19 protein-coding genes are annotated in these 19,471 nt (G+C 66.4%); 6 read left to right on the forward strand and 13 right to left on the reverse strand.

The window, feature by feature from the left end:
- Nucleotides 1-48: 48 nt before the first annotated feature.
- On the forward strand, nucleotides 49-1,053 hold the full coding sequence (locus tag OXR00_RS14725) for a DUF1176 domain-containing protein (protein WP_267389042.1): 1,005 nt from the start codon (nucleotides 49-51) through the stop codon (nucleotides 1,051-1,053).
- A gap of 8 nt (nucleotides 1,054-1,061) precedes the next feature.
- On the opposite strand, the gene egtD is transcribed toward OXR00_RS14725, so the two are convergent.
- From egtD to gluQRS, 5 genes are read right to left on the reverse strand one after another with little or no spacing between them, the layout of a single operon-like run.
- The gene (egtD, locus tag OXR00_RS14730) at nucleotides 1,062-2,039 is read right to left on the reverse strand and encodes an L-histidine N(alpha)-methyltransferase (RefSeq protein ID WP_267389043.1); all 978 of its coding nucleotides are present in this window, start codon (nucleotides 2,037-2,039) and stop codon (nucleotides 1,062-1,064) included.
- On the reverse strand, nucleotides 2,040-3,299 hold the full coding sequence (gene egtB, locus OXR00_RS14735) for an ergothioneine biosynthesis protein EgtB (RefSeq protein ID WP_267389044.1): 1,260 nt from the start codon (nucleotides 3,297-3,299) through the stop codon (nucleotides 2,040-2,042).
- A 58-nt stretch (nucleotides 3,300-3,357) separates the two neighbouring features.
- Entirely contained in the window at nucleotides 3,358-3,930 is a 573-nt protein-coding gene (locus tag OXR00_RS14740) for a cob(I)yrinic acid a,c-diamide adenosyltransferase (RefSeq protein WP_267389045.1), read from the reverse strand.
- A 3-nt stretch (nucleotides 3,931-3,933) separates the two neighbouring features.
- The gene (locus OXR00_RS14745) at nucleotides 3,934-4,176 is read right to left on the reverse strand and encodes a twin transmembrane helix small protein (protein ID WP_242148565.1); all 243 of its coding nucleotides are present in this window, start codon (nucleotides 4,174-4,176) and stop codon (nucleotides 3,934-3,936) included.
- Nucleotides 4,177-4,185: 9 nt separating this feature from the next.
- Nucleotides 4,186-5,037, reverse strand: a complete 852-nt coding sequence (gene gluQRS / locus OXR00_RS14750; RefSeq protein WP_267389046.1) for a tRNA glutamyl-Q(34) synthetase GluQRS — start codon at nucleotides 5,035-5,037, stop codon at nucleotides 4,186-4,188.
- Nucleotides 5,038-5,142: 105 nt separating this feature from the next.
- On the opposite strand from gluQRS, the gene OXR00_RS14755 reads away from it, so the two are divergent.
- A complete protein-coding gene (locus tag OXR00_RS14755; protein ID WP_242148569.1) occupies nucleotides 5,143-5,709 on the forward strand; it encodes an HNH endonuclease in 567 nt (188 codons plus the stop codon).
- A 54-nt stretch (nucleotides 5,710-5,763) separates the two neighbouring features.
- Here the strand turns inward: OXR00_RS14755 and OXR00_RS14760 are convergent, their stop codons facing one another.
- Nucleotides 5,764-6,066 carry a hypothetical protein gene (locus OXR00_RS14760; protein ID WP_267389047.1) on the reverse strand — a complete coding sequence of 101 codons (303 nt, stop codon included), beginning with the start codon at nucleotides 6,064-6,066 and terminating at the stop codon, nucleotides 5,764-5,766.
- 118 nt (nucleotides 6,067-6,184) lie between these two features.
- Between OXR00_RS14760 and ppc the strand changes: the two genes are divergently transcribed.
- Nucleotides 6,185-8,857, forward strand: a complete 2,673-nt coding sequence (ppc, locus tag OXR00_RS14765; protein WP_267389048.1) for a phosphoenolpyruvate carboxylase — start codon at nucleotides 6,185-6,187, stop codon at nucleotides 8,855-8,857.
- Between the two features lie 127 nt (nucleotides 8,858-8,984).
- Here the strand turns inward: ppc and OXR00_RS14770 are convergent, their stop codons facing one another.
- The 7 genes from OXR00_RS14770 to OXR00_RS14800 all read right to left on the reverse strand — a co-directional run bounded on the left by OXR00_RS14770 (nucleotide 8,985) and on the right by OXR00_RS14800 (nucleotide 17,871).
- A complete protein-coding gene (locus OXR00_RS14770) occupies nucleotides 8,985-9,521 on the reverse strand; it encodes a superoxide dismutase family protein (RefSeq protein WP_242148574.1) in 537 nt (178 codons plus the stop codon).
- Nucleotides 9,522-9,583: 62 nt separating this feature from the next.
- Nucleotides 9,584-10,513, reverse strand: a complete 930-nt coding sequence (locus OXR00_RS14775) for a right-handed parallel beta-helix repeat-containing protein (RefSeq protein ID WP_267389049.1) — start codon at nucleotides 10,511-10,513, stop codon at nucleotides 9,584-9,586.
- A gap of 98 nt (nucleotides 10,514-10,611) precedes the next feature.
- Nucleotides 10,612-12,078 (reverse strand): glucose-6-phosphate dehydrogenase, encoded by a 1,467-nt coding sequence (gene zwf / locus OXR00_RS14780; protein WP_267389050.1) that lies wholly within the window; start codon nucleotides 12,076-12,078, stop codon nucleotides 10,612-10,614.
- Nucleotides 12,079-12,178: 100 nt separating this feature from the next.
- Nucleotides 12,179-14,845, reverse strand: a complete 2,667-nt coding sequence (gene metH, locus OXR00_RS14785; protein ID WP_267389051.1) for a methionine synthase — start codon at nucleotides 14,843-14,845, stop codon at nucleotides 12,179-12,181.
- 61 nt (nucleotides 14,846-14,906) lie between these two features.
- Nucleotides 14,907-15,953: a homocysteine S-methyltransferase family protein gene (locus tag OXR00_RS14790; protein ID WP_267389138.1), complete on the reverse strand. Its 1,047-nt coding sequence runs from the start codon at nucleotides 15,951-15,953 to the stop codon at nucleotides 14,907-14,909.
- An 11-nt stretch (nucleotides 15,954-15,964) separates the two neighbouring features.
- A complete protein-coding gene (metF, locus tag OXR00_RS14795) occupies nucleotides 15,965-16,906 on the reverse strand; it encodes a methylenetetrahydrofolate reductase [NAD(P)H] (RefSeq protein ID WP_267389053.1) in 942 nt (313 codons plus the stop codon).
- Entirely contained in the window at nucleotides 16,903-17,871 is a 969-nt protein-coding gene (locus OXR00_RS14800; RefSeq protein ID WP_267389054.1) for a metalloregulator ArsR/SmtB family transcription factor, read from the reverse strand. The genes metF and OXR00_RS14800 overlap by 4 nt, the downstream gene beginning before the upstream one ends.
- Nucleotides 17,872-18,005: 134 nt before the next feature.
- On the opposite strand from OXR00_RS14800, the gene OXR00_RS14805 reads away from it, so the two are divergent.
- The 3 genes from OXR00_RS14805 to OXR00_RS14815 are packed head-to-tail and all read left to right on the forward strand — an operon-like array spanning nucleotide 18,006 to nucleotide 19,440.
- The gene (locus tag OXR00_RS14805) at nucleotides 18,006-18,290 is read left to right on the forward strand and encodes a hypothetical protein (protein ID WP_267389055.1); all 285 of its coding nucleotides are present in this window, start codon (nucleotides 18,006-18,008) and stop codon (nucleotides 18,288-18,290) included.
- A 5-nt stretch (nucleotides 18,291-18,295) separates the two neighbouring features.
- Entirely contained in the window at nucleotides 18,296-18,496 is a 201-nt protein-coding gene (locus tag OXR00_RS14810; protein WP_267389056.1) for a hypothetical protein, read from the forward strand.
- The gene (locus tag OXR00_RS14815; RefSeq protein ID WP_267389057.1) at nucleotides 18,493-19,440 is read left to right on the forward strand and encodes an aldo/keto reductase; all 948 of its coding nucleotides are present in this window, start codon (nucleotides 18,493-18,495) and stop codon (nucleotides 19,438-19,440) included. The genes OXR00_RS14810 and OXR00_RS14815 overlap by 4 nt, the downstream gene beginning before the upstream one ends.
- Nucleotides 19,441-19,471 lie beyond the last annotated feature (31 nt).

Below are 19,471 nucleotides of genomic sequence, written 5' to 3' on the forward strand. Positions count from 1 at the left end.
GCGGCAATTCACCCGCCCGCCAGCCGCCATGAGGGGAGCCTGTAACCGATGTTTGCTTTCGCGCTTCTGCTTGCGGCGGCGCTTCCTGCCACGGCACCTGCGCCCGTCAAGCCCGGTCGGTTCGTCACCTTCGGGGACTGGGCCGTCGCATGCGATAATGCGAAGCGCTGCGCGTTGACCACGCTCGACCCGGAAGACGGGGCGCCGCCAAGCGAGGTGTTCACCGTCATGCGCGAGGCGGGGCCGGATGGCCGGTGGAAGATGTGGCTGACCGCACGTACCGATGAGGACCCGTTTGCGGTTCAGATCGGCGGGGTGCAGATCGGCGGGCCGTTTCGCGCGACGCCCGACGGCGCGACAATCGAAGGCGCCACCGCGCGCGCCATCGCCGCCGCTTTGGCTGCCGCGCGTCGTATCGCGGTGGTCGACGGGACGGGGCGCGATCTTGCGCGGATTTCAACCGACGGCCTCGACGAGGCGCTGCGCTATGTCGACGATGTGCAGGGCCGCGCCGGCACCGTAACCGCGGCAAGTGTGCGGGGCCGCAAATCCGCAAGCGCGGTGCCGCCGGCACCTGTGCTACCGATCGTGACGGTCGCACGGCCGACCGGTCATGCGCCCACGCTCACATCGGCCCGTATCAAGGTGTTGCAGCGGCGCGCCAAGTGCCCGGTCACGCACGGCCTCGCCAAGGCGCAGATCCATTCCCTCGATAGGACGCGAAATGTCGCGCTGGTGCCGTGCCGTGCCGGCGGCGACAACCCTACCCAAGCGGTGTTCCTGATCGACAGCAAGGGCAAGGCGCGGCCTGCGCTGTTCGACTCAGTGCCGGGCCTCAACTGGTCGCGCATCCCGCGCCTCAGTAATGGCAGCTACGCGAACGGATCGCTCTACAGCTACGTGCGCAAAGCGCATGACGGAGACTGCGGCGTCTCACAGCACTACCTGTGGGATGGCGGCATGTTTCGGTTGATCGAGCAGGCGCAGATGGATGTCTGTCGCGGTAACGAGAGTTTCCTCAACACGTGGCGGGTGCGGTTGCAGTCGAAATAGCGCGCAGCTCAGGGCGCAAGGCGACTTGGCTGCGCTTCGGCGAGGATCACCGCGAACTGCTCGTCTTCGTCGGTCCAATCGGCGATCGGTGTCCAGCCGCCGGAACGTAGCAGGATGCGAGCATCGCGCGGGCCGTATTTATGGCTGTTCTCGGTGTGGACCGTGTCGCCCGCCGCCATCGCAAACGCATGGCCCTCGATGGTAAAGTCCACGTCGGATTGCGCTTCGAGATGCATTTCGATGCGGGCGCGATCGTCGTTCCAGCGCGCGACGTGGCGGAAACGATCCAGCGGGATCGTGCCGCCCAATTCACGGTTGATGCGCTCCAGCAGGTTGAGGTTGAAGGCAGCCGTGACACCTGCGGCATCATCATAGGCGGCGGTGAGGATCGAAGCGTCCTTGATACGGTCCATGCCGATCAGCAGCATCGCACCCTCTCCCAGCGACGCCTTCATCGCGCGCAGCAGATCGACCGAGGAATGCGGCACCATGTTGCCGATCGTGGAGCCGGGGAAGAACCCGAGTTTGGGTGCGTCTGCGATCTCGTTGGGTAACGCGATCGGCTTCATGAAATCGCCTTCGACCGGCAACACCGCCAGGCCGGGGAACGCGCTGGCCAGCGCGGCGGAGGATTCGCGCAGGAAGTCACCGGAAATGTCGATCGGCACATACGCGGACGGCGCCACTGCGGCGAGCACCAGCGGTGTCTTCATCGACGATCCCGAGCCGAACTCGACCACCGCGCGGCCCGGACCGGCCAGCTTCGCCACCTCGGGCGCGATGCGGCGCAGGATCGCTGTTTCGGCGCGCGTCGGATAATATTCGGGCAAATCGGTGATCGCTTCGAACAGCTCCGAACCGCGCCGATCATAGAACCACCGCGCCGGGATGGCGCGCGGACGTATCTCGAAGCCACGTAGAACGTCCGCGCGGAACGCGGGATCGGCGAGGCTGGCCTGACCGTCTTCGATTTCGGGCTTGAGCATCTAGAGATCCTTTGCCAGCCGAACGCCGGTGAACTGCCAGCGCTGGTGGGGATAGAAGAAGTTGCGGTAGCTCGCGCGGGCGTGGCCGCGCGGCGTGGCGCACGAGCCGCCTCGCAACACGAACTGGCCGCTCATAAACTTGCCGTTGTACTCGCCGACGGCGCCCTCGATGGCGCGAAAGCCCGGGTACGGCCTATAGGCGCTGCCGGTCCATTCCCATACGTCGCCGTAGAACGCCGGACCGTCCGCCGACGGGCGCGGCTCGACAGGGCCGGCCACATCGAGCTGGTTGCCAGCACCCGCGTCTTGACCGGCGGCCGCGGCTTCCCATTCGAATTCGGTCGGGAGGCGCGCGCCGGCCCAGCTTGCATAGGCATCGGCCTCGTAGAGACTGACATGCGTGACGGGCGCGGCCGGGTCGATCGGGCGGCGCCCGTCAAGACCGAAGCGTGTCCAGACATCCTCACGACGCTCCCAATACATCGGCGCGTCGATCGCGTTGGCCTTTACCCACGCCCAGCCGTCCGACAGCCAATGGCGCGGATCCGTGTAGCCACCATCGGCGATGAACGCCGCCCATTCGCCGTTGGTGACGGTGCGATCGGCAAGCGCATGGGGGGCGAGCAGCGCCGCATGGCGCGGGCCTTCGCAATCAAACGCGAAATGCGGATCGTCATGGCCGATCTGTGCGATGCCGCCATTTCGCTCGATCCAGCCGACCGGCCCCGGCATTGCCACCGGCACCTTGCGTGCACCCGGCCAGAGCGCCGGCTCGAGCGGGTTTTCGGACATCAGGTGGAGAATATCGGTGAGCAGCAGTTCCTGATGCTGCTCCTCATGATGGCAGCCGAGCCGGATCAGTTCACGCGCATCATGCGGCAGGGCGGGCAGCGCCAGCTCGATCTCCGCATCGACATGCGCGCGATAGGCCAGGACCTCGTCGAGCGTCGGGCGTGTGATCATGCCGCGCCGTGCGCGGCTGTGGCGGCGACCTTCCGCTTCGTAATAGCTGTTGAACAGGAACGGGAAACGCTCATCGAAGCGATGGTAACCGGGCACGAAATCGCGCAACACGAAGGTTTCGAAGAACCACGTGGTATGTGCGAGATGCCATTTCGCCGGGGAGGCATCCTCCATCGACTGCACCGTCGCATCGGCGTCCGACAAGGGACCGACCAGTGCGACGCTGAGCCGGCGAACGGAATCATAGCGTGCGCAGAGCGCCTCGGGAGACGGAGATAGACCGAGACGTGTTCTCATAACGTTCCTTCCTATCGACCTCTGACTGGGTGTCAACGGCCGAACGGCAGGCGCGCGTTTACGATCGCGACCCGCCTGGAACCCACAGAACGTCGCCATCGGCCATTTTGTTCACGTAACGGCTCGCGACGAACAGATAATCCGACAGTCGGTTAAGGTAGGCGAGCGCCGCAGGGTTGAGCGGCACATGGTCGCCAGCGGCGATGGCAGTGCGTTCCGCGCGACGCACGATCGCGCGCGCGAGGTGCAGCGCCGCACCCGCGCCGCTGCCGCCAGGTAGGATGAAGCTGGTGAGCGGCTCGAGATCGGCGTTCATCGCATCGATCTCATCCTCCAGCCGCGTTACCTGCGCGGGCACGATGCGCAGCGTCATCTCGCCGGGCGCGAAATCTTCCCCCGGCGTGGCGAGATCGGCGCCAAGATCGAACAAGTCGTTCTGGATGCGCGTCAGCGCGGGCGCCGGTTCGGCGCTGCCGAGCGCCACCACCGCCACGCCGATCGCGCTGTTCGCCTCATCGACATCGCCGATCGCGGCCATGCGCGGATCGGCTTTGGACACACGCGAACCATTGACCAGCCCGGTGGTGCCGCCGTCTCCGGTGCGCGTGTAGATCTTGTTGAGCTTGACCAAGGATCAGCTCTTGCTGCTGCCGATGAACAGGATCAGCACGATGATGAAGATCGCGATCGCCTGGAAGAAGATGCGGTATTGCATCATCTTGTTGGACTTGATCGCCGAGTCGTTCGGCACGTTCGGATCGCCATCGCCGCGCGCATCGGCACTGGCGTTGAGGAGGAACGCGGCGAGGCCCCGCACCAGCACGACTACCGTCGCGATCATCGCGGCGATCAGCAGGAGGAAAAGGAACGTGCTCATCGGCGGAGCCTACGCTCTTGCGGCGGCGATGCCAATGGGGAGCCGACCGGCGCGCAGTGTCGCCGCGAGTTCGGGTCCGACCTGACCGGACTCGCGAAGTGCGGCCAGCGATGGCGCGCCTTCGCGCTTGGCCAGGCGCTTGCCGTCTGAGTCGGTGAGCAGCGCGTGGTGGTTGTAGATTGGCGTCGGCAGCGCGAGCAGCGCCTGTAGCAGACGGTGGACATCGGTGGCGGCGAACAGATCGGCGCCGCGCACGATGTGGCTGACACCCTGCCATGCATCGTCGATGGTGACGGCAAGGTGGTAGCTTGCGGGCGCATCCTTGCGCGCGAGTACGACATCGCCGTGCGCGAGCGGGTTTGCCCGCACCGACCCAGCGATCTCGTCCAGCCAGTCGAGCGCGCCGGTGCGCGCGACCGCCTTGCCCATGTCGAGGCGCCAGCAATGCGGCTTCGCCATACGCGCGCCCGCTTCCGCCGCCGAAAGCGCGCGGCAGGTGCCGGGATAGACGCCCTCCGGACCGCCATGCGGCGCGGCGAGGCTCGCGGCTATCTCAGCGCGCGTGCAGAAACACGGATAGAGCAGGCCCATGTCCCGCAACTGGCCGAGCGCGTGCGCATAGGCGTCGAGCCGGGTGGATTGCCGCACCGCCGGCCCGTCCCACGTCAGGTCGAGCCAGCGCAGATCCTCCTCGATACCGGCAATGAATTCGGCCCGGCTGCGCGTGCCGTCGATATCCTCGATCCGCAGCAGGAACCGCCCGCCATCCGCCCGTGCACGATCATGCGCGAGGATCGCGGACCGGGCATGGCCGAGGTGCAGTCGCCCGGTCGGGCTGGGCGCGAAGCGGGTGACGGTCATCACCAAATCTCCACTGGGCCTTGACCGCGAGTCGTGCGCTGTGCTGTCATCACCCCGTCATCCTAGTGGGCGATTGCCGCACAAGGAAGCGAGGGGAACGCGCAAGTGTACCATCCCGACTTGATCCGCCACCCGGACAGTTGCCCGGCGCTGGTGCTGAACGCCGACTATACGCCGCTGAGCTATTATCCGCTCAGCATCTGGCCGTGGCAGACCGCGATCAAAGCGGTGTTCCTCGATCGCGTCGCGATCGTTGCCGAATACGAGCGCGAGGTGCGCAGCCCGACCGCGAAGATCAAGCTGCCCTCGGTGATCGCGCTGAAGCAATATGTGCGGCCGAGCGCATTCCCGGCGTTCACCCGCTTCAACCTGTTCCTGCGCGACAAGTTCGAATGCCAATATTGCGGCGCCGGGCACGACCTGACGTTCGACCACATCATCCCGCGCGCGCAGGGTGGTCGCACCACTTGGGAGAATGTCGCCACCGCCTGCGCGCCGTGCAACCTCAGGAAAGGCGGCCGCACCCCCAAACAGGCCGGCATGCCGCTGTACCTGGAGGCGATCCGCCCGACCAACTGGCAGTTGCAGGAACACGGCCGGCGTTTCCCGCCGAACTTCCTGCACGCGACCTGGCGCGACTGGCTTTATTGGGACGTCGAACTGGAGGCTTGAAGGTTCCTCGGTTTCCGCCCCTCGCCGGGGTGAAGGCCAAGGTCGGCACCGTCGTCAGAACGGCACTTTCAACGTAACCTTCGCCTGCGCATCGCCGAGCCGGCCCTGGTCGATATGCGGCGTGATCGTGCTGCCGCCGGGCAGGTTGATCCGAAATCGCGGGTCCTTGACGAACCGCTCGGGCAGGGCGCGCAGCCGGTATGTTTCCTGCGCGTCCACTCGGCCGCACACCACGATGTCGCCGTTCGCGTCACTCGGGCATGGCGGCGGCAGCACGCTGGTGCGCGCCGGCGGCGCGGCGGGCGCGGCCTCGGGCAGGGTCGCCGCTTGCAGGAACATCGCCGTCCATCCGAGCATTGCGTGTCGCCTCCCGCAGGACCGATCCGGGAACCTCGCTTGAGAACATGGCGGCAAGATGGTCGCTCACGCGGCTTCGCCATTGACCCTGCCTCCACCGCGATGCAGCATCACGTGTATGGCTGACCTCCCATCGATCGCGAACAATCCCGACGTCCGCTTCCTCGGCAAGATGCTCGGCGACGTCATCCGCGCCTATGGCGGTGAGCTGCTGTTCAAGCGCACCGAATATATCCGCGCCGCCTCGGTGGACCGGCATCGCGGCGTGGCGGGCGGTGAGGTCGATCTTGGCCTGGGCAGCCTCAGCCTCGACGAGACGCTGGATTTCGTGCGCGGCTTCATGCTGTTCTCGATGCTCGCCAACCTTGCCGAGGATCGCCACGGCGTGACGGCGGAGAAGGGCGCGGACGTCGCCTCCGCGCTGGCCCGGCTGGAGGGCGAGGGGATCGATAAGGCGCAGGTGATGGCGCTGCTCGACCACGCGCTGATCGCGCCGGTGCTGACCGCGCACCCGACCGAAGTGCGTCGCAAGTCGATGATCGACCACCGCAACCGCATCGCCGAGCTGATGGCGCTCAAGGATGCCGGCCTGTCCGAGACGCCCGACGGCGACGATGTCGACGAGGCGATCTACCGCCAGATCGCCTTGCTGTGGCAGACGCGCGTGCTGCGCCGTGAGCGGCTGTACGTGACGGATGAGGTCGAAACCGCGCTCAGCTATCTGCGCGATGTGTTCCTCCCCACCCTGCCCGCGCTCTACCAACGCTGGGACCGGGCGCTGGGCGAACGCGCACCGAGTTTCCTGCGCCCAGGGAGCTGGATCGGCGGCGATCGTGACGGCAACCCGTTCGTCACCGCCGACAGCTTGCGTACCGCGCTCGGCAAATCGTGCGAGGCGGTGATCGGCTATTATCTGGAAGCGCTGAGCGGGCTCGGCGCGGAACTGTCGATTTCCAGCGACCTCGCCAGTGTCGATGCCTCGGTGATCGCGTTGGCGGAAGCGAGCGGCGACACGGGGCCGAGCCGCAGCGACGAGCCGTATCGCCGTGCGCTGACCGGCGTGTACGCGCGCCTCGCCGCGACGCACCTCACGCTGACGGGCAAGCCCGCACCGCGCCTCGCCAGCGTGAAGGGCGAGCCGTACCCCGACCCGCAGGCGTTCCGCGCCGATCTCGTCGCGATCGCGCGCGCGCTGCGCGCCGGCGGATCGGGTGCGCTCTCCAGCGGTGGCGCGCTCGGCCGGCTGATCCGCGCGGTCGAGACGTTCGGCTTCCACCTCGCCACCCTCGACATGCGCCAGAACAGCGCGGTGCATGAACGCGTGGTGGCGGAACTGCTCAAGGTCGCCGGGGTCGAGGCGGATTACCTCGCGCTGTCGGAATCGCAGCGGGTCTCGCTGCTGCGCCACGAACTTTCCAACGCGCGCCCGCTGACCAGCCCATTTGCCGAGTATTCGGACGAGACCAACTCCGAACTGGCGATCGCCCGCGCCGCCGCCGAGGCGCACGCGACATACGGGCCGGGCTGTATCACCAACTATATCGTGTCGATGGCGCAGTCGGTGTCGGACCTGCTCGAAATCAACGTGCTGCTCAAGGAGGTCGGCCTGTACCGCCCAGGCGACGCGCCCACCGCCGCGATCATGGCGGTGCCGCTGTTCGAGACGATCGGCGATCTCGAAGCCGCGCCCGCGATCATGACCGAATGGTTCGCGCTGCCCGAGGCCGGCGCGATCACCCGCGCGCGCGGCTATCAGGAAGTGATGATCGGCTATTCCGATTCGAACAAGGATGGCGGTTATCTTACCTCGACGTGGTCGCTGTCGAAAGCGTCGACCGCGCTGAAAGCGGTGTTCGAGCGCGCCGGCATCGGTATGCAGCTGTTCCACGGGCGCGGCGGTGCGGTCGGGCGTGGCGGCGGCTCGTCGTTCGCGGCGATCCGCGCGCAGCCGACCGGCACCGTGCAGGGCCGCATCCGCATCACCGAACAGGGCGAGGTGATCGCCGGCAAATACGGCACCCGCGAAAGCGCGATGATAAACCTCGAGGCGATGACCTCGGCGGCGTTGCTCGCCAGCCTCGAACCCGATCCGATCGCGCCGGCGGATCAGGCGCGCTTCTCGGCGGCGATGGACCGGATTTCGGACGCGGCGTTCACCGCCTATCGCGATCTCGTCTACGGCACCGAGGGCTTCCGCACCTTCTTCCGCCAGATGACGCCGCTCACCGAGATCGCCGGCCTCAACATCGGCTCGCGCCCGGCGAGCCGCACCAAGTCCGACCGGATCGAGGATCTGCGCGCGATTCCGTGGGTGTTCAGCTGGGCGCAGGCGCGGGTGATGCTGCCGGGCTGGTACGGCGTCGGGCAGGCGCTCAGCAGCTTCGAGGACAAGGGCCTGCTGGTCGAGATGGCGCAGAGCTGGCCGTTCTTCGCGGCGATGCTCGGCAACATGGAGCAGGTGATGGCGAAGTCGGACATGGGCATCGCCGAACGCTACGCCGCGCTGGTCGAGGACCCCGCGCTGGCGAGCGCGATCTTCCCGCGCATCCGCGATGGCTGGCAGGTGACCTACGACACGCTGTTGACGGCGACGGGGCAATCGCATTTGCTCGAAAAGCACCCCGCGCTCGACGCGTCGATCCGGTTGCGGCTGCCCTATATCGAGCCGCTCAACATGCTCCAGATCGAGCTCATCAAACGCCGCCGTGCCGGTGAGGAGGACGAGCGGGTCGGGCAGGGCATCCTGCTGTCGATCAATGCGATTGCTACGGCGCTCAGGAATTCCGGCTAGGCCAGGCGCGCGAGAGATTAGCAAAGCTAATCGCAAGCCCGGCGCAGCCGGAGCCTAGCCCGGCCGGCGGCGCTACAGCGCCGACCGACGACGCGGCTTCGCCGCGGCGTTGCCTTAACCCAGCCCCTCAACTCGTCCCAAACACCCCGCACGCCACCCGCCCGCCACTGTTGCCGGACGGATCGGTCATCAGATCGTCCGGCTTGGCATGCACCACCAGCGCCGAACCGTCCGCATCAAGCAGCCCCGCCATGGTCGCACCCGGCACCGTCACGCCGATCGTGCCGCGCCCGTCGGTACCGATCACCAGATTGGGGAGGTCGCCCTCATGCGGCCCCTGCGGGTTCATCGCGCCGTGCTTCATGCCCGTCGGGTTCCAGTGGCCCCCCGCGCTGGCGAAATCGGGTGCATCGCAGCGCCCAGTCATGTGGATATGCGCACCGTGCATGCCGGGCGGCATCGCGTTGGCATCAACGGTGATGCGCAGCCCCCCGGACACCTCGGTCGCGGTCGCGCGCCCGACATCGGTGCCGTCGGCGGTATGCAGCATCGCCACGGCGCGTGCACCGCCGGGTGTCGGCGTGCCGAGTTCGGTCTTGCTATGGTCGCACGCCGCCAGCGTGAGCGTGGCGACGAGGCTGGCCGTGACGATACCGATCCGCATGGTGCATCTCCCTGTTTGCCGGAGACCCTAGCGGCTGTCGCAGGGCGCGCAACCTTGTAGGGCTAGCGCGTCTCGAACGCGCGCACGCCCTTGCCGAGCCGGTTGTCGCCGACCGCCAACCGCTCGTGGCTGTAATCCGCCACGAACGCCGGGCTGCGCGTTTCACCCGGCGCAAGGCTGGCGGTGTTGCCGACGATCCGCAGACCCGCCGCGCTCTGCTCGCGCACTTCGGCGGCGACCACGATGAAGCCTGTCCAGTTCTCCTTGTCGCGACCCTGCACGAAGGTGTTGCCCTGGATCAGCCCGGTCGCACCGTTGGGCAGGTCGATCATGTAGTTGGTCTTGTGCCCGGCGGTATCGTCGAAGCTGTTGTTGGTGATCGACACGCGCGGCCCGCGCACCTTGACGTAATGCCCGCCACGCCCACGTTCGAACCGCGAATTGGTGATGGTGACGAGGCCTTTCGTCTCGAAATACACCGAATGCGCGCAGCTCGGGCTCTGGTCGCACTGGCCGAGGCCGGAGAAAGTAGTGTGGTCTATCGTGATCGGGATGTTGGTGCCCGATCCGCCGATGATACCCTCCTGACTGTCGAGGAACATGGAGTTGCGCACCACCAGCGGCCCGCTCTCGATGCGGATGCCCGCGCCATTGCCGTCATCGACCTTGAAGCCACGAAAGACGATGCCGTCGACGGTCGATCCGGTACCGCGCAGCACCAGCGCCGCCTTTCCCTCGCACGCGGTCTGCTCGAAGATCACCTGGCCCGGCACCGCTGCCTTGAAGGTGATGTGCCCGGCCTGCTGGATCGCACATTCGTGGTAGGTGCCGGGTGCGATCACGATCGTCGCATCCTGTCCGCGGATCGCCATCAGCGCCTCGTCAAGCCGCGCGAAGCTCTGCCCGCCCTGCACAGTGAACGGCCCGCCCGCGGTTTGCGCGGCAACCGGTGCTGCCAGCGAGAGGAAGGCGAGGGCGAGGATGTGACGCATCGGAACGGCTCCTTTGGGGCGTTGAGATGCGCGCGGGCAGGCGGCTTGGGAAGGCGAATAGAGGGTTAACCTCGTGAAGCCTCCCCAATCCTACGCAGTTACTTCTTCCCCGAGGTATCCCCGCCGCGCCATGCCCGCTCGAACGGCAAGCGCCAGGCGTGCGGCGCGATGAGCTGGTGGATCGACTTCGGTCCCCACGAACCCGGCTCGTACAGCCGTACCGGGGGCGGGTTCTCGAGCAGCGGGGCGGAGGCGCGCCACAGGCTCTCGATGCCCTCGGCGGTGGTGAACAGCGTGCGGTCACCGCGCATCGCGTCGAGGATCAGCCGTTCGTACGCCTCGAGCACCTCGTCGATACGACCGGTCTCCTGGAGCGCGAACTGCATCGACAATTTGTCGAGCCGCATCCCCGGCCCGGGCCGCTTGCCGTAGAACGACAGCGACACGCGCGAGGCGTCGGCAAGGTCGAACGTCAGATGGTCCGGCCCCTGCGAGCCGACGCCGGAGCCCGCCGGGAACATGCTCTTGGGCGGCTCGCGAAACGCGATCGAGATGATGCGCTGCCCCTCGGCGAGCTTCTTGCCGGTGCGCAGGTAGAACGGCACGCCCGCCCAACGCCAATTGTCGATCTGGCACTTCAGCGCGATGAACGTCTCGGTATCGGACTGCGGATCGACACCTTCCTCGTCGCGGTAGCCGACATACTGGCCGCGCACCACGTCATGCGGGTCGAGCGGCAGCATCGAGCGGAACACCTTGTTCTTCTCCTCGCCGATCGGGCCGGGTTCGAGCGAGGTCGGCGGCTCCATCGCCATGAAGCCGAGGATCTGGAACAGGTGCGTCACCACCATGTCGCGGAACGCGCCGGTGCTTTCGTAAAAACCAATACGCTTGCCCAGACCCAGCGTCTCGGGAACGTCGATCTGGACGTGATCGATGAAGTTGCGGTTCCAGATCGGCTCGAACAGGCCGTTGGCGAAGCGGAACGCGAGGATGTTCTGCGCGGGTTCCTTGCCGAGGAAATGGTCGATGCGGAAGATCTGCTCCTCCGCGAAAATCTCGTGCAGCTTGGCGTTCAACTCGACCGCGCTGGCAAGGTCGACGCCAAACGGCTTTTCCATCACCACGCGTGACCGCTCGATCAATCCGGCCTGCCCGAGCATCCGCGCACTCGACAGCGCGGCGCTCGGCGGTACGCTGAGGTAGTGCAGCCGCCGGCTTTCGGTGCCGAGGCTCTGTTCGGCGGCAAGCACTACCTCGCGCAGCTTCTCCGGCCCCGCGGCGGTCGGCAGATAATCGAGCAGCGCGGCAAACGCGTTCCATTCGGCATCCGCCACCGGCCGCGTGCCGAACTCGTCAAGCGCGGCGCGCGCGAAGCTGCGGAACGCATCGGCATCCATTTCGTCGAGCGACATGCCGATGATGCGGCAATCCGGAATGAACCCCTCGTTGATGAGGTGGAACAACCCCGGCAGCAGCTTGCGCCGCGCCAGATCGCCGGTCGCGCCGATCAGCACCACCACCTGAGGGTATTTCGGACCGACCGAGAGAGACGCCTTCGACATCGAGAACCCCGCGAGCACATCGTTACGCGCCGTTCCTGACGGAGCGGCAATCGATAGGCAAACGCTAAGGCGCGGTAATCTTTCCGCTCAGATCGCGCGGTCAGTCCAGATTGGGCCGCAGCCAGCGTTTGGCGGTGTCGAGATCCACCCCGCGCCGCGCGGCGTAATCGGTCACCTGATCCTCGCCGATCCGCGCCACGCCGAAATATTCCGCCTGCGGGTGGCCGAAATAGAAGCCCGACACCGCCGCCGTCGGCAGCATCGCGAAACTCTCGGTCAGCGTCGCGCCGGTGGCGTGGTGCGCGTCGAGCATCTTGAACAGCATCGTCTTGAGGCTGTGCTCGGGGCAGGCGGGATAGCCCGGCGCGGGGCGGATGCCGCGATATTGCTCGCGGATCAGCGCCTCGTTGGTGAGCTGCTCGTCGGGTGCGTAACCCCACAGCTCCTGCCGGACATGCTGGTGGAGCCGTTCCGCGAACGCCTCGGCGAGACGGTCGGCCAGCGCTTTCAGCAGGATGTCGGAATAGTCGTCGATCGCCGCCTTGAACTTGGCAAGATGCGGTTCGATGCCGTGGATCGACACCGCGAACCCGCCGAGCCAGTCGCCCTTGGTATCTATAAAGTCCGCGAGGCACATATTAAAACGGCCCTCGCGCTTGGCGATTTGCTGGCGCAGGAACGGGAGGCGGAACACATCGGTGGCGTCGACCACGTCGAGCGCATCGAGACCGATCAGTTCGCCGGCGTTGAAGTCGCCCTTGGTATCGACGATCACGTCGTCATCGTGGCGCGCACACACCCACAGGCCCGCCACGCCGCGCGCGGTCAGCCACTTCTCGTCGATGATGCGGTCGAGCATCTTCTGCGCGTCCGCAAACAGCGCGGTGGCGCTTTCGCCGACCACCGGGTCGGTGAGGATCGCCGGGTAATTGCCGGCCAGTTCCCACGCGCGGAAAAACGGCGTCCAGTCGATCAGCTCGCGTAGGTCGTTCAGGTCCCAGTCGCGGAACACATGCACGCCGGGCTTGGCGGGGGCGGGCGGCTTCAGCGCCATATCCGCCACGAACGGATTGGCGCGCGCCTTGGCGAGCGGGAGCAGATCGTTGTTGCCCTTGTTGGCGCGCGCGATCCGCACCGCCTCGTAATCCTCCGCCGTCTTGGTAACGAAGGCGTCCTTCTGCGTATCGCTGACCAGCGTCGAGGCGACACCGACCGCGCGGCTGGCGTCGAGCACGTGCACGACCGGACCGTCATAGGCGGGCGCGATCCGCAGCGCGGTGTGGACCTTGGAGGTGGTCGCCCCGCCGATCAGCAGCGGCATGGTGAAGCCGGCGCGCTTCATCTCCTCCGCCACCGTCACCATCTCGTCGAGCGAGGGTGTGATGAGGCCGGACAGTCCGATCATGTCGGCGTCGTTCTCGTTGGCGGCCTTGAGGATGTCGCTCCACGGCACCATCACGCCCATGTCGACCACGTCGAAGCCGTTGCACTGAAGCACGACGCCGACGATGTTCTTGCCGATATCATGCACGTCGCCCTTCACGGTCGCCATGATGATCTTGCCCTTGCCACGCGCGCCGGGCTCCTTCGCCGCCTCGATGAACGGGAGCAGATGCGCCACCGCCTTCTTCATCACGCGCGCCGATTTCACCACCTGCGGCAGGAACATCTTGCCCGATCCGAACAGATCGCCGACCACGTTCATGCCGTCCATCAGCGGCCCCTCGATCACCTCGATCGGGCGCGGGAAGAGCTGGCGGCACTCCTCGGTATCCTCGACCACGTACATGTCGATACCCTTGACGAGCGCATGTTCGAGCCGCTTGTTGACCGGCCAGCCGCGCCATTCCTCCGCCGCCTTTTCCGCCACCGCATCGGTGCCGCGGAAACGTTCGGCGAGCGCGATCAGCCGTTCGGTCGGCGTCTCGTCGGGTTTGCGCTGCGGGCGGTTGAGGATGACGTCCTCGCACGCCTCGCGCAGTTCGGGGTCGATATCGTCGTAGATGTCGAGCTGGCCGGCGTTGACGATCGCCATGTCAAGCCCGGCGGGGATCGCATGGTACAGGAACACCGAATGCATCGCGCGGCGCACCGGCTCGTTGCCGCGGAACGAGAATGACAGGTTGGACAGGCCGCCCGAGAAGTGGACATGCGGGCAGCGCGCCTTGATGACCTTCACCGCCTCGATGAAGTCGACGCCGTAATTGTTATGCTCCTCGATGCCGGTCGCGACCGCGAAGATGTTGGCGTCGAAGATGATATCTTCGGGCGGGAAGCCGATCGTCATCAGCACGTTATACGCGCGCTCGCAGATCTCGATCTTCCGCGCCTGGGTGTCGGCCTGGCCCGCCTCGTCGAACGCCATCACCACCACGGCGGCTCCGTACGTCATGCACTTCTTCGCTTCGTGCAGGAACTTGGCCTCGCCTTCCTTCATGCTGATCGAATTGACGATCGGCTTGCCGGAAACGCATTTCAGACCTGCCTCGATCACCGACCATTTCGAGCTGTCGACCATGAACGGGATGCGCGCGATATCCGGCTCGGCGGCAATCAGCTTGAGGAACGTCGTCATGGCATGCTCGGCGTCGAGCAGCCCCTCGTCCATGTTGACGTCGAGCACCTGCGCGCCGCTCTCGACCTGCTGGCGCGCCACCTCGATCGCGGCGGGATAGTCGCCCGCCATGATGAGCTTCTTGAAGCGCGCCGAGCCGGTGACGTTGGTGCGCTCGCCGATGTTGACGAAAGAGGTGGAGAGGTTGGTCAAGGCAGTTCCCATCGTCGCCCGGCACGCCGGGGTCTTGCAGTATCGCGGAGGCGTCGGCGGTTTACCCCGCCATCGTCATCGGCTCCAGCCCGGCGAGCCGCGTCACCACCGGCGGTTTCGGCAGCCTGCGCGGCGCCAGGCCACGCACCGCACGCGCGATCTCGGCGATATGCGCGGGCGTCGACCCGCAGCACCCGCCGAGGATGTTGACCTGCCCCGCATCGGCCCATTCCTTGACGAGACCGGCGGTCGTCTCCGGCATCTCGTCATACTGGCCAAGCTCGTTGGGTAGCCCGGCGTTCGGGTACACCATGATCAGCGTATCGGCGATGCCCGCCAGCGTCTTGACGTGCGGGCGGAGCTGTTCCGCGCCGAACGAACAGTTCAGCCCGATCGTCACCGGTTTGGCGTGGCGCACCGCATGCCAGAACGCCTCGACCGTGTGGCCGGACAGGTTGCGCCCGGACAGATCGGTCAGCGTCATCGACAGCATGATCGGCACGTCGCGCCCCAGCGCATCGCCCGCCTCGATCGCCGCCATAATGCCGGCCTTGGCGTTCAAGGTATCGAACACCGTCTCGATCAGGATGAAGTCCGCGCCGCCTTCCAGCAGTGCGTCGGTCTGCTCGCGGTACACGTCTTTCAGATAATCGAAGTCGATCTCGCGGTAGCCGGGATCGTTGACGTCGGGGCTTAGCGACAAGGTCTTGTTGGTTGGCCCGATCGCGCCTGCCACGAAGCGCGGGCGGCCATCGCGCGCCTGATATTCGTCGGCGATGCGGCGCGCGAGCTGCGCGCTCTGGATGTTGATATCCTTGACAAGCGCCTCCGCGCCGTAATCGGCCTGGCTGATGACGTTGGCGGAAAACGTGTTGGTCTCGGCGATATCCGCGCCTGCTTCGAAATAGGCGCGGTGGATCGTCTCGGGCACTTCCGGCTTCGACAGCGCGAGGATGTCGTTATTGCCCTTCTGATCCTTCAGCAGCCCGAGCGAGCCGGCATAATCGGCCTCGGACAGCTTCCAGTTCTGGATCTCGGTGCCGAACGCGCCGTCGGTGATGAGGATACGCTCGGCGGCTTGCGCGAGCAAGGATTGGCGTGGGGTCATCATGATATCCTTCAGGCCGCGACCGCAGCCGCGACCGGTGCCTTGGCGCGCAGGCCGAGCAGGTGGCAGATCGCGAAGCTCAGCTCGGCGCGGTTGAGCGTGTAGAAATGCAGCGAGCGCACGTCGCCCGCATACAGTTTGCGGCACAGTTCGGCGGCGAGCGTCGCCGCGATCAACTGGCGGGCGGTGGCATGATCCTCCAGCCCCTCGAACAGCCGCCCCAACCACGCCGGCACTTCGGTGCCGCACAGTTTCGACATCTTCACAATGCTGGCGAAATTGGTGACCGGCATGATGCCCGGCACCATCTCCGCGGTGATCCCGGCGGCGGCGGCGGCATCGCGGAAGCGGAAGAACGTCTCCGGCTCGAAGAAGAACTGCGTGATGCCGCGTGTCGCGCCCGCGTCGATCTTGCGCTTGAGGTTGTCGAGATCGTGCGCGAGGCCCTGCGAATCCGGGTGGCATTCCGGATAGGCGGCGACCGAAATCTCGAACGGATGCAGCCGCTTCAGCCCCGCCACCAGATCGGCGGCGTTGGTGTAGCCTTGCGAGTGCGGCACGAACCCGTCCGCGCCCGGCGCATCGCCGCGCAGCGCCACGATATGCCGCACGCCCGCCTGCCAATAGGCATCGGCGATCTCCTCGATCTCACCCTTCGAGGCCTCGACGCAGGTGAGGTGCGCGGCGGCGGGCATGCTCGTCTCCGCCTGGATGCGCGCGACGGTGGCGTGGGTGCGCTCCCGCGTCGAACCGCCCGCGCCATAAGTGACCGAGACGAACTCGGGGCGGAACGGCTCGAGCGTCCTCACCGTCTCCCACAACGCCTCTTCCATCTTCGGCGTCTTGGGCGGGAAGAACTCGAACGACACGGACGTATCGCCCGCCACGTCGGCGAACAGCGGCGCCTCCAGCGCGCGGCGCGCTTCCTCAAGCTGCGAAACCGAGATCGTCATGCCGCCTTCACCTCATGTACCGTCTGTTCGGCCGAAGCGCGTTTGCGCGCCAGCCAGAGTTTCACCGTCAGTTCGCCGCCTTCCAGCGTCTCGATCCGCTCGGGCGCGAGGCCGGCGGCGGCGAACCATGTCGTCATCTGCTCGTCCGAGAAGCCGAGCCGGGTATGCGCGTCGCGCGTGCGCAATTCCTCGCAATCATGCGGCGCAAAATCGGCGATCAGCAGCCGCCCGCCGGGGCTGAGCACCCGCGCGGCCTCAGCGATCGCCGCGCCAGGCTGTTGCGCGAAGTGCAGCACATGGTGGACGATGGCGAGATCGGCCGCGCCGTCACCAAGCGGCAGCGCATAGAGATCGGCCTGCCGCAATTCGGCATTGTCGACACCGTGGCTCGACAGCTTGGCGCGGGCGAGCCGCAGCATTTCCGAGCTGCGGTCGATCCCCAGCGCCTGCTCGGCGTGCCCTGCAAACAACTCCAGCATGCGGCCCGTGCCGGTGCCGATGTCGATCATCTGGTGCACCTTGCTCTCGCCCAGCACTGCGCCGATCGCCGCCTCGACCTGTTCCTCGGCGATGTGTAGCGAGCGGATCGCATCCCACTCGCGCGCATTCGCCTCGAACCACTGCGCCGCCGATGCCGCACGGTCGGCGCGCACCGCCGCCAGCCTTGCCGCATCCGCTGTCGCCCAGTGATCCGCCTCCAGTCGACCCCACGCATCGAGCGCGTCCGCCACCGGCGCGACCCGATCGGCCGCCCCCAGTGCGACGAACACCCAGCTTCCTTCCTTGCGCCGCTCCGCCAGCCCCGCATCGCATAGGATCTTGACGTGGCGGCTGACGCGCGGCTGGCTCTGCCCAAGCACCTGCGCGAGTTCGCCGACCGACAGTTCCATCGTGCGCAGCAGCGCGAGGATGCGCAGCCGCGTGCCATCGGCAAGCGCACGGAAGATGTCGAGGGCGATGGTCATCGTGGGAACGAGACATAAAGATATCTTTATATGCGGTCAATCACGCGATCGCGTGGCGGTGGACCTTTCCCTCGATTGCAGGCGTTGTCGCGTTTCAATATCCCTCATGCATTCATCCTGACGGAGCCGTCACCATGAAGAAGACCCTTATCCTCGCTCTCGCCGCCACCATCGCGCTCGCCTCGTGCAGCCAGAAGGCGCAGGACGAAAGCGCGCAGGCCGCGGACACGACGGCCGCCGACGCCAACGCGACCATGCGCACCGCCGCCAACAGCACCGAAGCCGCCGCCGACAAGGCGTTCGGATCGGCCGAGGCGACGATGGACAATGCCGGCGACGCGATCGGCAATGCCGCCGACAAGGCCAAGGACAAGACCGGCCAGGCGCTCAAGGATGCCGGCAACACGGTCGAGAATTGATCGCGGTGCGCCGCGGTCTTGCTCTCGTCCTTGCGTGTGCGCTCCCACTGGCGCTTGCCGCGTGCGGATCGAACACCACGCCGGGCGCGATGAGCGGCAGCGAGGCGCAGCAGCTCAACGACGCGGCAATGATGCTCGATGCCAACAGCATGGACGCTAACGCCGCCACCATCGTCGACGACAACACGCAGGATAACAGCGAATGACCGACCTCAGGCGCTTGGGCGCGACCGATTTCCACATCCTGCCGCTGGTACTCGGCGGCAACGTGTTCGGCTGGACCGCCGACCGCACCGCCAGCTTCGCCGTGCTCGACGCGTTCGTCGCCGGCGGTGGCACGATGATCGATACCGCCGACATGTATTCCAACTGGGTGCCGGGGCATAAGGGCGGCGAATCGGAAACCATTATCGGCGAATGGCTGAAAGACTCGGGCAAACGCGACTCGGTGGTGATCGCTACCAAGGTCGGCATGCTCCCGGTCGAGAACGGCTCGTCCTTGTCGGCACAGGCGATCGTTGCCGGCTGCGACGCCTCGCTACAGCGGCTCGGTATCGATACGATCGACCTCTATTATGCGCACAAGGATGACGCGGACGTACCCCTCGACGAAGTGACCGAGGCGTTCGCCTCCTTGGTCAAGGCGGGCAAGGTGCGCGCCCTTGGCGCATCCAATTACCACGCGATGCGCCTCAAGACCGCGATCGATACCGCACGCGCCGCCGGCTTGCCCCATTTCCAGGTGTTGCAGCCCGAATACAACCTCGTCAGCCGCCACCATTTCGAGGGGCAACTGCAGGACTATTGCGTCGAGAACAACATCGGCGTGGTGCCCTATTATGGCCTCGCGTCAGGCTTCCTCACCGGCAAGTATCGCTCGGCCGATGATATGAAAAAGAGCGCGCGCGGCGGCGGCATGGCCGACCTCATCACGCAGAAATCGGGCGTTCTCGCCGCAATGGATGGCGTTGCGGCGGAGACCGGCGCGACGCTCGCGCAGATCGCGCTTGCCTGGCTCGCCGCGCAACCGGGCGTGGTGGCGCCGATCGCCAGCGCGACGAGCGTCGCACAGGTCGAGGATCTGCTCGGCGCGACGCGGCTCGTGCTGAGCGCTGAGCAACTCGACCGGTTGAGCGACGCGGGGGCGTGACCCCGCGTCGTCATCGTCTCGCCGACGGACC

Origin of the sequence: Sphingomonas sp. GC_Shp_3 (assembly GCF_026540945.1) — a bacterium.
In the GTDB taxonomy this organism is placed as follows: domain Bacteria; phylum Pseudomonadota; class Alphaproteobacteria; order Sphingomonadales; family Sphingomonadaceae; genus Sphingomonas.

Excerpts from the sequence above, each read along its gene's own strand:
- OXR00_RS14745 (WP_242148565.1), bottom strand. The coding sequence starts at position 4,176 with ATGAGCACGTTCCTTTTCCTCCTGCTGATCGCCGCGATGATCGCGACG.
- zwf (WP_267389050.1), bottom strand. The coding sequence starts at position 12,078 with ATGTCGAAGGCGTCTCTCTCGGTCGGTCCGAAATACCCTCAGGTGGTG.
- ppc (WP_267389048.1), top strand. The coding sequence starts at position 6,185 with ATGGCTGACCTCCCATCGATCGCGAACAATCCCGACGTCCGCTTCCTC.
- OXR00_RS14800 (WP_267389054.1), bottom strand. The coding sequence starts at position 17,871 with ATGACCATCGCCCTCGACATCTTCCGTGCGCTTGCCGATGGCACGCGG.
- OXR00_RS14805 (WP_267389055.1), top strand. The coding sequence starts at position 18,006 with ATGAAGAAGACCCTTATCCTCGCTCTCGCCGCCACCATCGCGCTCGCC.
- OXR00_RS14760 (WP_267389047.1), bottom strand. The coding sequence starts at position 6,066 with ATGCTCGGATGGACGGCGATGTTCCTGCAAGCGGCGACCCTGCCCGAG.
- OXR00_RS14815 (WP_267389057.1), top strand. The coding sequence starts at position 18,493 with ATGACCGACCTCAGGCGCTTGGGCGCGACCGATTTCCACATCCTGCCG.
- OXR00_RS14790 (WP_267389138.1), bottom strand. The coding sequence starts at position 15,953 with ATGACCCCACGCCAATCCTTGCTCGCGCAAGCCGCCGAGCGTATCCTC.
- egtB (WP_267389044.1), bottom strand. The coding sequence starts at position 3,299 with ATGAGAACACGTCTCGGTCTATCTCCGTCTCCCGAGGCGCTCTGCGCA.
- metF (WP_267389053.1), bottom strand. The coding sequence starts at position 16,906 with ATGACGATCTCGGTTTCGCAGCTTGAGGAAGCGCGCCGCGCGCTGGAG.
- OXR00_RS14775 (WP_267389049.1), bottom strand. The coding sequence starts at position 10,513 with ATGCGTCACATCCTCGCCCTCGCCTTCCTCTCGCTGGCAGCACCGGTT.
- OXR00_RS14770 (WP_242148574.1), bottom strand. The coding sequence starts at position 9,521 with ATGCGGATCGGTATCGTCACGGCCAGCCTCGTCGCCACGCTCACGCTG.
- gluQRS (WP_267389046.1), bottom strand. The coding sequence starts at position 5,037 with ATGACCGTCACCCGCTTCGCGCCCAGCCCGACCGGGCGACTGCACCTC.
- OXR00_RS14725 (WP_267389042.1), top strand. The coding sequence starts at position 49 with ATGTTTGCTTTCGCGCTTCTGCTTGCGGCGGCGCTTCCTGCCACGGCA.
- egtD (WP_267389043.1), bottom strand. The coding sequence starts at position 2,039 with ATGCTCAAGCCCGAAATCGAAGACGGTCAGGCCAGCCTCGCCGATCCC.